Source organism: Rickettsia fournieri (genome assembly GCF_900243065.1).
GTDB classification, from domain to species: domain Bacteria; phylum Pseudomonadota; class Alphaproteobacteria; order Rickettsiales; family Rickettsiaceae; genus Rickettsia; species Rickettsia rickettsii.
Map to the genome: position 1 here is coordinate 683055 of NZ_LT978484.1, position 13731 is coordinate 696785.

Consider the following 13731-nt stretch of genomic DNA (forward strand, 5'->3'; position numbering starts at 1 on the left):
ATTTTTCTTAATGATCCAACTAGACCTAACAAAGAGATTATTATATCACCGGATATAGAGTTGGCAAAAACGTTTGTTGCTGAAGGGGATGCACTAGTGTTACTTAATCAAAATGAGGAGGCGGTAGATACTTATGCTACTGCTGAAAATATATATTGGAATAACTATAAAGAAAATATGAAAAATGTGTATGAAATAAGTAATATGTATTTTGCAGCCGCTAAAGCTAGTTGTACTTTACCTAAGAAATTTTGGTATGAAAAATTCCGTAATAATCAGATAGAACAATTCGGAGCTGATCATCCGAATAGTATAAAAATTTTAAACCTTAAATGTGATGGTTCAAATTAGCTAGAATTTTTTCTGATTAGTGCAATAAAAAAACCGGAAACGGTAAGAATAATTCCAAGCCAAATAAAGCTCATCGTTGGCTTGTAATATATTTTAGCATGGATTATATCGCCGTCTATATTACTTAAAACTGCGTAAAGATCATATGATAAGCAAGAGTATATATCACTTTCTTGCGATAAACTCTTTTCAACTATATAAAGCCTATTTTCCGGCTTTAATATAGTTATATTACGGCTATTATCCTCAAGCCAAAATTCAGCAATTTGTCTATAATAATTTTTACCTTGAGCAAACTTAATATTTTGCAATGTTACTTTAAATTCGTTAAATGTTTTACTTATTCCTACTCTGCCGGTAAAATCCATTTCACTTTGTAATAATGTATTCATAGTAATACTAAAACTAATTAGTGCAAAACCAAAATGCCCAAGGATCATACTAGCGTTACTTGCTTTAAGTCTATTTCTACAATAATTAGTTTTAACCAAAAGATAATGAATATTATGAAGCATAAGAAATATAGATGCGATTATAGTTAAAATCGATATAACACTAAATGTTACTTTTAATGATATTAAATAAGTAATTACTAGAGATAATATTAGAATTATAATATGTTTTTTAATAGAGCTTCTGGTAGTAAATAATCCTATGGTACCAAGAATAGGGATAACGAATATAATAAAATTATTAACAAAAAATGTTTCACTAATAATAATAGATTTATCGTCGAATAAAGAGTAAATTGTCGGATAAAGTGTGGCAGCTATTAGCACAATAAGGCTAAGAAGGAGGAATATATTACCGAGGAGTATGGAGTTTCCACAATTCGTCATTGCGAAGCCACGAAAGTGGCTGTGGCAATCTCGGTTAGTTTCCTGAGATTGCTTCGTCAATTCTAATGCATTTCCTCGCAATGATGTGATAGTATACAACCCAATACTACCAATCCCCATAATCAAAAATATTCCAAGCAAGTATATTCCTCTCTCAGGTGAGAATGCAAAAGAGTGAATTGAGGTAATAAAACCTGAACGTACTAAAAAAGCACTAAATATTACTAATAAAAAAGTAATGATGGATAAAATTACTGTCCAGTTTTGCATACGTCCGGTTTTTGTTGTTACAATTATAGAATGATGGAGCATAATTCCGGATAACCAAGGAAATAGTGAAATATTTTCTACCGGATCAAAAAACCAAAATCCGCCCCAGCCGAGTTCTCTATATGCCCACCAAGAACCAAGGCTAATTCCTATGGTAGTAAATAAGATACCGATATTGGAAAATGTTTTGAGAAGTCTTCTGTCATTAATGGATTCCCGCTTCCGCGGGAATGACATAAGTGGGTATGAGAATGACATAGAGGCACAAACAATAGTAAACGGTACTACATAGCTAACATAGCCTAAATAAAGTAGAGGAGGATGGATGCTCAAAGCAATATCTTGTAGCATCGGGTTTAAGCCTAACCCTTCTTTAGGAACGAAAGAAAACACGTTAAAAGGATTGGAGGTAAAGTAAATAAAGCTGCTAAAAAATAATTGTATGGCTGATAGAATAATAATAGATAAAAATTTAAGACGGTTATCTTCAAGTAAAAATATATAACAGCAACTAACGATTTGTAATAAACAAAACCATAATAACATTGAGCCTTCGTGGCTCGACCAACTACCGGCTATTTTATATATTAAAGGTTTTAAAGTACTGGAATTTAAGAAAACATTTTGTAGTGAAAAGTCAGAGATAATAAAAGCATAGACTAGGGTAAAAAAGGCAAGTATAGTACATGAGGCAGCTATGTAGAAGGGGCAAGTAATGAGGTAGTTGTCATTCCCGCGAAAGCGGGAATCCAGTCTATAAAATAGAGATTTTTTATGGATTCCCGCTTTCGCAGGAATGACATAAAAGACAAAAGACAAACCGATAACCGACAAGCACATCGTTGTTAGCAGTAAAAAATTACCGATTTCACTCACTGCTTATTGTTTCCTCGGTAGTAGGTAATACGGTAATTTTTACGCTATCAATCTTATTGGCAATTTTCTTTAAAATAATTACCTTTAAATTAAATATTTCAATTATTTCCCCTTGATTTGGAATTCTAGCAATTTTATGGATTATTAATCCTGCTATAGTGTTTGCATCTTCATCCGATAAATTCCAATCAAGTTCTCGGTTAATATCTCTAATAGTCGTAGTTCCTTTTATAATGAACTCGGTATTAGACTTCTTGATAATTTCATTATTAAGTCTATCATGTTCATCAGTAATGGGTCCTACTATTTCTTCTATAACATCTTCAAGAGTAATAATACCTAGTAGAGTACCATATTCATCTACAACACAAGCAAAATGATTATTACGTTCTCTAAATGCATGTAGCTGGTCTACTACAAGTGCATTCTCAGGGATAAACCAAGGTGGGGTTAGAAGTTTATTAATATCCACTTTTTTTGCATCATTATTATTTTCGTATAATGCTTTAAGCAAATCTTTTAGATTGAGAATTCCTATTATATTATCTCTATTATCTTGCCATAAAGGTATACGTGTATGAGCACCCGATAATAAAGTTTTAATTATCACTTCATGAGGTAGGTCGATATTAAGGGCTATAATACTACTTCTGTGAGTCATAATTTCCGATACCGTCATATTACGTATATCTAATATCCCGCCGAGCATATTACGATCAGATTTATAAACTCCGCCTTCTTGATGGTAATGCTCAATCACGCCTCTTACTTCTTCCGTTCCTGATATTTGAGGATTTAAATTAATACGAAATATGAAGCAAAATATTTTTGTAATGTAATCAAGAGCAATATTAATAGGTTTGAAAAGCTTTAAAAATATTACGATAGTTGAAGCCATTTTTAATGCTAATTGTTCAGGTTTAGCAACGGCTATTGCTTTCGGTACTACTTCGGCAAAAACAATAATTATAAAAGCCATAACGCCGGAAGCAACAATGGGTCCATTATCTCCAAGAAAGCTAATAAAGAGAGTAGTAGCAATAGTGGTACAAACAGTATTGATTAAACTATTACCTATTAATAAAGTTCCTATGACCTTTTCTTTTTTCTTAAGAACCTCTAAAACTGTTTTAGCACGCTTATTACCGGCGATTTTAAGCTTATGAATCTTCCCTGGGGAAGAAGCGGTAATAGCAGTTTCGGTAGCGGCAAATAAAGCAGATAAGGCGATCATTATTATAATAACGATCACAAGTATGGTAGTCATTCCTTGTTAAAATATAAATTAACTATAAATAAGAGTCAATCATTTTTTTTGTGTAAGTTCATTTTTTATTTTCCAATAAATCATATTTAAAATTCCCACAAAGTATTTCAAATTGATTTAAAGCTAATGACCAATCTTTTATAGGCATAGTCCATTTTTTAGCCGCATTTTGCAAGGCTAAAAATATTATCTTTTGAATTGATTTATCATCTGGAAATACACCTTTATTTTTAATAATTTTCCTAATTTGACGATTTATAGACTCTATGGTATTCGTGGTATAAATCACCTTTCTAATCTCCTCAGGAAAGGCAAAAAATGGTATTATTCCTGACCAACTACGCTGCCAAATATCAGAAATTACTGGATATTTTTTATCCCATTTTACACTAAATTGTTGCAGTTTTAAACGAGCCATTTCTTCGTTATTTGCCGTGTAAATTTGTTTTAAATCTGATGTTACCTCTTTTAAATCCTTATGTGACACGTACTTTACTGAATTGCGTACCATATGCACTATACATAGTTGTACTATAGTAGCAGGAAATATGCTACTGATAGCCTCAGAAAAACCTTTTAAACCATCAACGCAAGCAACATAAATTTGTTCTACACCTCGATTCTTTAATTCAGTTATACTTGCATCCAAAATTTAGAGCCTTCATTTTTTCCTATCCAAATGCCCAATAACTCCTTCTTGCCTTCTATATTAACCGCAATTGCCAAATATACAGCTTTATTTATTACTATATGATTATCTCTAGATTTAACATATATGCAATCCAAATACAATATTGGGTATATCCTATCTAAATAGCGATTTTGCCACCTAGTTACCTCCTCTAGTACTCCATCTGTTATGGTTGATATTAAATCACTAGATACTTCAGTTTGATATATTTCTTCTAAGTGACCACGAATCTCACTGACTGTCATACCTCTACCATAAAGTGAAATTACCTTCTCATCAAATCCATTAAATCTCCTCAGCCCTTTTGGTATTAATTGTGGATTATACTCACCTTCCCGGTCTCTTGGTACTTCTAATGTCAACTTACGACCATCATCATCAATTACTGTCTTTTCATAGCTACCATTACGACGATTATTGTCTACTTTTTCTACTTTACTATGCTTTGAGTAGCCCAATTCATGATCTAACTCACTTGCTAATATTTTCTCAACTATTTGTTTCTTTAGCTGTTGAAATAAACCATCTCGACCAAATAACTCTGATGGGTCTGCTTTTGATAATAATTCTTCTACTAGCTGATTACTTATGTTTAATTTTTCTTTATCTTTACCTATTTCTTTAGCCATAATTTCCCTTTGTTTTAGTTACTTCTTTTTACAGTAATCTCTTACTGCTTTTTTTGCAACTTACACAAATTTTATTATAGACTCATAAATAATTATATTAGTAATTATAGATTTTGCCTAATGTTTTTTTGTTATCAACGACTCCTTTCAGTATCTTTTGTTTTTCGGCTGTTAATAAGATTGTGAAATTTGTTATTTGTAGATGATGTCTTGCGTGATTTGTGTCCAATCGCTATTGCTTGTTGCTGTATTAATAATGTATTAGCTTGAGTTTTCCTTAAATTTATACCTTGGTCTTTAGATTCTTCAGTAGTTAGAATTTTTTGCCCTTTAGAGAGTTTTATCGCACTATCGCATACGAAAACTCCGCAATCATATACATTTTCTTGTTGCTTGGTATTTAGGTCTGTTATTTTTGCATCGGGATAAATTTCGGTAATATATTCTGTTACTTTTGGTCGAGATTCCAATGGCTCACCATAGGGATCATTATACATAAATTTTATATTACCTTTATCATCTTTACTAGCCATTAAGAGTAACCAATGTTCATGTCCTGTATTTAGTGGTATAATTGCAGGCTTATTATCTAGTATTAAACCCTCTACTGTAACACGAAGAGTATCTTTTAGTATTTCCGGCTCTTCTAAAGAGGCATGATGAAATATAGAGCACATATTCTTATCTATATTTGCTTCCAATATATTTTTTATATCATCTTCAGTGTATAAATAAGTAGGTTGTTTTATATTTCCTGTATTATAAACACCAACTTGATCTTCAGTATTTATAACCAGTGATGATTTTTTTTCAGGTATCTGCTGTTTTGGCTCTATTACTGGTTTGGCTAATTGTTGTTCTGCTTTTAGAGATTCCTTATACATTTCCTGTGGAATTCCTAATTTTTCCCATGGTTTTTGATTATTAGCGGGAGCTTGCTGTTGTGGTGGATTTATAGAAGATGCAACAGTGGTTAGTGGTTCTTCTGTTATTGTCGGCTTTGCTTCCGTAGTTGGAGTTGTTGATTCGTGAGTTTTAGGTTCTTCTTTTTTGCCGAATATTGCTTCTTTAAAACTAGTTATTATATCTTTAAAATAGTTAAAAATTCTTTTAAAAAAACCTTGCGGTTGTGGTTGGTTTGCTTTTGGAGGTTCATATGATGTTGTTTGTTCTACTTGTATATCCTTAGGTCTATCATTCATAACTTTCTTTGTATTAAAATTAAAGTCAATAGGATTTACCTCAGTTTTACCTAAATCTTTTTGAAATTGCCTAGATATTTGTGATACATATTTTTTTAAGTTTCCAGCAGCATTATTTGAATCTTTTAAGATTTCATTAATTTCGAGTTTCAATCCGTAAATTTGATCTTCAGAGGTAATACCGAATTTAGCAGTGATAAGATTTGTTGCTTCGTCTGCAGAAAGAGGCCAAGTTCCTATAATCACTCTACCGCCTTGATTTTTAGCGTTTTTTATTATTTTATCTAGCTTTTCTTTATCAGGTATTGTACCGGAAAGTAATTGATCAATTTTACGATCATATACAAGATTGTTAAAAACAGATGTTACTAAACTTATATCCGTAATTGTAGTGGCTTTATCTTTTGGTACTATACCATCGGCTATAGATAAATTTTGATCTGCTTCATTTGTAAAAAAAACATGATCAACTTTTTTCATAATTTGCTTCCAATAAGCTGCTAGTTCAGAATTTTGGGGTAATGAATTATATTGATCAAAAGTAATAGTAGTTTTTATATTTAAATTTTGTAAATTAATTAAATCTTGTACCTTAAAAATAGGTTGTATATTATTGTTATTAAGTTGAATATTAAAAATCGGTGTTTTGCCCTTTTTGTGGGATTCTTGTAAGATCTCCGAAAAAATACGTTCTTTATCGGGTATATGTGATGCTTTATTAACTTCTAGCCGGATAATAGGCAGTGTATTTTGAGTTTCCTGCTTGTTTATTTTCTCTGATATCCGATCTTCATCTCCAAGTAAAAGAGTAAATATAATAGGCTCAGCCATTACTAACCTTTATTAAAAGAATATTAGGTTCTGTGAAAATTTCTAATTGATTTGCTATTTTAAGATATTTTTTAGCAAAAATTAATAAGGTTTTTGAAGGAATAGTTATTCATATTTCAAAAAAATCTTGTAATTTGCAGCAAAAAAGAGCCAAAATTAAATCTTTTTAGAAATCTTCACAGAACCTACATATAATTATTAGAATTTTTGAGCTTTAAATCAAGCTATATTTAATAATCCGTGCTTTAGCTTATATAATTTATCCATTTTATGTGCTAATTCATGGTTATGTGTTACCATAATAATTGCGGTATTTTGTTCTCTTGCTACTTTTAAAAATAAATTAAATACTTCATTTGTAGTTTTGGGATCTAAATTACCTGTCGGTTCATCTGCTAAAATAATTTTCGGCTTATTAATTAAGCTCCGAGCTATAGCGACCCGTTGTTGTTCTCCTCCCGATAATTCTCCGGGCATATTATAGAGTTTTTTCCCAAGCCCTAAATCATCTAATATCTTTGTTGCATCTTCTATTGCTTCTTTTTGATCAAGACCACTAATAAGCCTTGGCATAATAACATTTTCAAGAGCGGTAAAATCTTTAAGTAAGTGATGTTGTTGATAGATAAAACCTAAATAATGCAGACGAATGAGATGATATTTTTGATACTTGCTATTTGGTATGATGACTTGACCGTTTGTAGGTTTATCAAGCAAGCCGGCAATATGTAATAAAGTTGATTTGCCGCTACCTGAAGAACCTATTATAGCGATTAATTCACCTTCATTAACCGTTAGATTAAGATCATCTAGTACTCTAACAATAGTTTTGCCTTGGCTGTAATGTTTTGAGATATTTTTTAAAATGAGGACTGTATTATTCATATCTTAGGGCATCCACGGGATTTAATTTTGAGGCTCTATAAGAAGGATAAATTGTCGCAAGAAAACACAATATTATAGATAAAGAGGTAATCAAAATAATATCCTCAGCTCTTACTTTTGAAGGTAAACTATAAAGAAAATAAATAGCTGCCTCGAAAATTTTAGTACCGGTTATACGCTCCAAATAATTCTTGATAGTTTGAATATTGTAAGAAAAGGTAACACCAAGGATTACACCTAGTGTTGTGCCAAGTAATCCTATAAACATTCCGTTATAGATAAAAATAAGCATTATTTGCTTAGTGCTTGCTCCCATAGTTCTAAGAATTGCAATATCTGAAGTTTTATCTTTAACAAGCATAAATAAGCTTGAAATAATATTAAATGCGGCAACCGTAATAATTAAAGATAGAATAGTAAACATAGCCGTACGTTCAACAGCAAGAGCACTTAAAAATTGTGAATTTAAGGTTTGCCAATTAAATACATATAGGGTTGGACCTAATAGTGATTGTATTTTATATGAATATGTGAGAGCTTTATCGGGATCTAGACTATTAATTTCGATTAAATTAATATCGTTGCCGAGAGATAAGAAATTTTGTGCTGCGGTAAGCGGCATTAATATCGTTGTCAAATCATAATCATACATACCGCTATTGAAAATTGCTATAACTTTAAATTCTTTTGATCTTGGCATACTGCCAAAGGTTGTAGAAACTGAATTCGGTGAAATTAATCTAATCTTATCCCCAACGGTTACGCCTAAATTGCTTGCTAATTGTTCTCCGAGTGCTATTACGTTTTTGCCATGAAAATTATCAAAACTACCAAAATTTACATTTTTAAAAATTTCATTTCTTACACTTAGATCCTTTAATTTCATACCTTTAACAAGCACACCACTATTATTACTTTTACCAAGAGCCAAAGCTTGACCGTGAGCAATGAATGTTACATGCTTTACATAATCTTGTTTTAGGAGTTTGGCTTTAATCTCTTCATAGTTATCAATACTACCACCTTGCCGATTTATCACTATATCCCCATTTAAGCCGATAATATTTTTAGTAAGCTCTATATGAAAACCGTTCATAACGGACATGACTACTATCAATGCTGCAACGCCGATCATTACGCCCACTAAAGAAAAGGCAGAAATAATAGAAACAAACTTTTCATTTTTCTTAGCTCTAAAATATCTGAAAGCTATCTTGAAGATAAAATTGTTATTGATCATTTGTTTATTTTTTCTTACATCCGTTTCTAGGTTATTCCTGTGTGAATCAGCTTTTTGTCATTGTGAGCAGCCGTAGGCTGCGTGGCAATCTTATGAAATAATAACAAATTCCTGAGATTGCTTCGTCAAAACTTACAGTTTTTCCTCGCAATGACGACACAATTGATGACATAAAGACATCTACACGTTACTAGAAATCTCAAAGACTTTATCGTACTTAAATAATTTAGGTAATGTTACTAACCCAAATAGCGTAACACTGGATATAGTAATGCCAAGAGGAGTAAAAGTACCGTTATATAAAAATCCTACTAATTGCAGCCCAAATGCCGTTAAAATCAATCTAGCCACAGTGAAAATAGCCGTCATACGAGCTTTACCGTCCGGAATAGCTTCTAAAAGCAATGGCCATAATATGTTAATCGGATATATCACGCCAAGAGATAATAATAAAGTAACTATTGTTATGGTTAAAGGATTATTAATATTATATACAACTAATATGCTATTTCCTAGTAGAAATAGTATTATAAATATAACTCCAAAATAGAAGCAATTTTTAATACCGAATTTTTTAAAGCAATAACCGCTTGAAAAGCTCATAATTGAGAATAGAGCTGCCATTGCTCCTTGATAAAGTCCGAAATATTCTAAAGTTACACCTAAATCTTGCATATATAAAATAGGAGCAATCCCAATAAATATCCAATATCCTTGTGCAAGAAATATCATTGTAAGTATATAATATATAGCTTTTGGCGATTTGAAGATAGGTATATATTCTTTTAAAGAAATACGTATTTTTTTATTAACTTCTCTTTTTGGAATAAATAATATACCAAGAATTAGGCTGATCAAACCTACTATAAGCAACAAAACAAAATTGCCACGCCAGCCCCAAAATAAATTGACGTAGCTACCTATAACCGGTGCTATTGCCATAGCAAGGGCAATAGTGCCGTTTAAAATGCCCATGAATCTTTGCTGTTCTTGTACCGAATAAATATCGGCAAGAACAACATATACTAGCACTGCAACCGATGATATCCCGCATCCTTGCAAAAATCTTCCAAATAATATAGCTGCATAATTATTTGCAAATACACAAAATAAACTACCAAGATTAAAAATTAGTAAACCGAGTATAATAATTGGTTTGCGTCCGTACCTATCTCCTAAATTACCGACTATAAGCGAAGTAATACAATAAGCAGTTAGATTAACACCAAGTAGTAACTCTGTCATAAAAGTTGAAAGGTTGAATGTATTTTGTATTTCAGGAAAACTTGGAACAAATAAATCTATTTCCGCTCCAGCGAGTATTTCCATGATGATTACGGTAATAATTAATTTCATAAGTAATTGTTAGTTTGAGGTTATTTTAGCAAAGTATTATTGAAGCCGAAAGCCTACGCGATGTCATCCCTGCGAGGCATTGTTGCATAGATACCAAGTCGTCATTAATTTACTATTGTAAATTTTCTCGCAATGATGGAAAAACCGATGCGAGCGAACGTTAGTGAGCATGGTAATCTCAGGAATTCTTCCCAAGATTGCTTTATTCCACGCAACAACATTTTTGCGGGAATGACATAAATAAGGACGCAGGAATGGCAGCAAAGCCACACAACAAATTAGCTTTCTATATTCTTATAGCTTACAATAATGAGTGTATTGTTTTACTAAAGAAAGAATAAATGAATATTTATGCTCGTCTAGAAATTTTTATTTATCAGGAGTATATACATGACACGATAACAGAAAGACTGAAAGGAAGTGCAAGCAGAAACTTTTAGTAATATATGTTAAGAATAATAATTCCTAACATGTATGACTATTAACAAAATAAATTTTAAAGCTAATTAAATTTATTTTTACTACAAATTATAAGGCTTTTTTGAAATATGATTAACTATTCCTTCAAAACTCTTATTAATTTTTGCTAAAAATTCTTTTTAATTATCAATTAAAATTATTTTGTTAACAGTCCCCTATCAATTTTAAAAATTAATTAAAATATTACTGATTAATTCCTAAAGCTTGTTTTTGAGTATCGGTAGTATTCTCCATTACCCACTTTTGGACATCAGGACTTAACATATTATACTGATCTGCTGTTAAACTAGCAACCCAAGCTTGTTGATCGTCAGTACTCATAGCTTGTATTTGGGTTGTTGTCACTGAAGCTGGGGCAGGCATTTGCATTGATGAAGCAAATACTGAGTTCGCGAAAGCTAGAATTAATAAAATCTTTAATGAATTTTTCATTTTGTAAACCTTTTTTGTTTTGTAATTACGATTATAACAAAGTCAGGGCAGCTTTCAAGCTAAATTATATTAAACATTTAAATTTTTTATACTAAGGAACTTTTATTGTAACAAATATATCAATTATATACTTTATTGTCATTCCCGCGAAAGCGGGAATCCAGTAAAAAGCGTTCAGTATCATACCGTGGCTTGACCACGGGATCTTGTGTCACAGTATGCCCTAAGATACCACGCTCAAGTCGTGGTATGACATTAAGGTTGACTGGATTCCTGCTTTCGCAGGAATGACATACCCCTTTATATTGTTAACTGCTCTCTGCAAATATTTCGATAAATTTCTGAGTTTTTAGATAAATCATTATGTGATCCTTCAGCGACTACTCCTCCTTTATCTATTACTAAAATATAATCAGCTGATTCTATACTACTAATTCGATGGGCAATTGATATAATAATGTTCCCTTTCATTATTTTTTTTATAGACTCTAGTAATTTCTGTTCGCTCATCGTATCTAAAGCACTCATTGCCTCATCAAGAAGCAAAATTTGCGGCATGCGTAGTAATGCTCTAGCAATAGCTATTCTTTGTTTCTGTCCTCCTGATAATCTAACCCCTCTTTCACCGATTTTAGCATTTATACCGTTATGAAGTTTAGCAGCAAATTCTTCTATTCCTGTAATTTTTATTATCTCATTTATTTCGTCGTCGCTTGCTTCATTATTACCGAATATAATATTTGATTTTATAGTGCCGGAAAAAATGCTAGCCTCTTGAGGAACATAGGCAATTAATTTACGAATTTCAGCAGGATTTAAAAGAGTTATATCTTGATTGTTAATAAGGATAGTGCCGTTTTCTTGCCGGTAAAAACGCAGCAGTAACTGTATCACAGTACTTTTTCCTGCACCTGATCTACCTACAATACCAAGAAATGTATTGGCATTTATCTTCAAAGACATATTATTAATAATCCTTAAATTAGGTCTTGAATGATAGGTAAAATCAACATTTTTGAATTCTATCGATATTGGATCGGAATTATTTAATTCTAAATAATTATTATGTGCTATAGGTGTCTTATCTATAATTGTAATTATTCTCTCAAGGGCTGTAACAGGTAAATGCATTTCGCTTAGTAGCTCAAAAATACCGCCACAGCTAACTCCGGCGATAATCGCATAATAAATAAACGAGATAATTTGTCCCGCAGATAAATGACCTTTCACTATATCTGAAGCTCCGATCCAAACGACTAAAGTAATCGCAAGAAATATAACGGCTATTGAAATCGCAAAGAATAAAGCACGAATTTTTAAACGGGTTTTGCAATATATTAAATAGTTTTGTAATTTAGTGTCAAAATCGGCAATTTTGTTTATTTGATGGTTAAAAGCATAAATAGCTCTAATATTATTAAAAGTTTCATCAATATCCGATGCTAAAAGTGACTTAGATTCTAGAGCTTTTTTAGATAAAACCTTAACATGCTTGCCGAATTTAATTAAAGGAATTAATAAGATAGGAATGGTAATAATTACTATAGAAGCGAGTTTAAAGCTTTCAAAAAACATTAATGTAATGCCGCCAATTAGCATCACCGAATTGCGAATAAGAAAAGATAAGAAATTAACAATGAGAGTAGATATTTGATCTATATCATTTGTTAGGCGTGAAATTATATCGCCGATTTTTAGTTCTTCAAACTCTTCAATTTCATAATTAATTAAATTACTATAAGCTTCTTTTCTTATTTGAGTAACTGCCTTTTCAGCAACATTATTGATAAAATATGAACGAAAAAAACTGGCAATACTTAAGATGATAATTAATAAACAAATATATAATATAGATTTATCAACCGATAAAATATGGTCTTTGCTCAAGCCTTTATCAACTAAATTTCTAAAAACACTACCGATTAGTAATAATGAAGCTGATACGCTAAGTAAAGAGATCATAACGATGATCAAATCTTTTTTATAGAACCTTAGATATTTAGCTAGTCTATATAAAAGTTTGATATCCATAAGAAAAAAATGTCATTGCGAGCGACTGTAGGCGTTGTTTCATGGATGTCAAATCGTCATTGCAAGGAGCGAAGCGACGTGGCAATCCAGAAAAATAATAAAAAAGTACTAATTTTAGCATTTTTTTACTGGATTGCTTCGTCAATTACTTTGTAATTTTCTTCGCAATGATGATTTGGTAACCACACAACAATTCCAAAATATGGGGCGAGTGACGGGATTCGAACCCGCGACCCTCAGAACCACAACCTGATGCTCTAACCAACTGAGCTACACCCGCCATAAATTAACAACGTAAATTTAGATTATCAGAAGGAGTTAGTCAAGAATATTTATTGTATTAACATATAT

At 31.6% G+C, this 13731-nt stretch carries 9 protein-coding genes, 1 tRNA gene and 1 pseudogene; 1 reads left to right on the forward strand and 10 read right to left on the reverse strand.

The genetic code is table 11. The features are described from left to right. Positions 1-60 precede the first annotated feature (60 nt). Positions 61-351, forward strand: a complete 291-nt coding sequence (locus tag C4Q30_RS06775) for a hypothetical protein (RefSeq protein ID WP_014410997.1) — start codon at positions 61-63, stop codon at positions 349-351. On the opposite strand, the gene C4Q30_RS06780 is transcribed toward C4Q30_RS06775, so the two are convergent. The 10 genes and pseudogenes from C4Q30_RS06780 to C4Q30_RS06835 form a co-directional block, all read right to left on the reverse strand. Continuing rightward, positions 348-2336, reverse strand: a complete 1989-nt coding sequence (locus C4Q30_RS06780; RefSeq protein ID WP_103897566.1) for a heme lyase CcmF/NrfE family subunit — start codon at positions 2334-2336, stop codon at positions 348-350. The genes C4Q30_RS06775 and C4Q30_RS06780 overlap by 4 nt on opposite strands. Beyond that, positions 2329-3603 (reverse strand): HlyC/CorC family transporter, encoded by a 1275-nt coding sequence (locus C4Q30_RS06785; protein WP_103897567.1) that lies wholly within the window; start codon positions 3601-3603, stop codon positions 2329-2331. Before C4Q30_RS06785 ends, C4Q30_RS06780 begins: the two co-directional genes overlap by 8 nt. A 58-nt stretch (positions 3604-3661) precedes the next feature. Further along, positions 3662-4923, reverse strand: a pseudogene (locus C4Q30_RS06790) (IS256 family transposase). 134 nt (positions 4924-5057) lie between these two features. Next, on the reverse strand, positions 5058-6956 hold the full coding sequence (locus C4Q30_RS06795; protein WP_103897568.1) for a Ulp1 family isopeptidase: 1899 nt from the start codon (positions 6954-6956) through the stop codon (positions 5058-5060). A 219-nt stretch (positions 6957-7175) separates the two neighbouring features. Beyond that, positions 7176-7841, reverse strand: coding sequence for an ABC transporter ATP-binding protein (locus C4Q30_RS06800; RefSeq protein WP_103897569.1), 666 nt, complete (start codon positions 7839-7841; stop codon positions 7176-7178). Next, complete coding sequence (locus C4Q30_RS06805; protein WP_103897570.1) at positions 7834-9081, reverse strand: lipoprotein-releasing ABC transporter permease subunit; 1248 nt, start codon at positions 9079-9081, stop codon at positions 7834-7836. Before C4Q30_RS06805 ends, C4Q30_RS06800 begins: the two co-directional genes overlap by 8 nt. Before the next feature lie 180 nt (positions 9082-9261). Continuing rightward, positions 9262-10437, reverse strand: coding sequence for a multidrug effflux MFS transporter (locus C4Q30_RS06815; RefSeq protein ID WP_103897572.1), 1176 nt, complete (start codon positions 10435-10437; stop codon positions 9262-9264). A gap of 663 nt (positions 10438-11100) precedes the next feature. Further along, a complete protein-coding gene (locus C4Q30_RS06820; protein WP_103897573.1) occupies positions 11101-11349 on the reverse strand; it encodes a DUF2673 domain-containing protein in 249 nt (82 codons plus the stop codon). Between the two features lie 300 nt (positions 11350-11649). Beyond that, on the reverse strand, positions 11650-13380 hold the full coding sequence (locus C4Q30_RS06825) for an ABC transporter ATP-binding protein (RefSeq protein ID WP_103897574.1): 1731 nt from the start codon (positions 13378-13380) through the stop codon (positions 11650-11652). Positions 13381-13583: 203 nt separating this feature from the next. Next, positions 13584-13660, reverse strand: a tRNA-His gene (locus C4Q30_RS06835). Positions 13661-13731 lie beyond the last annotated feature (71 nt).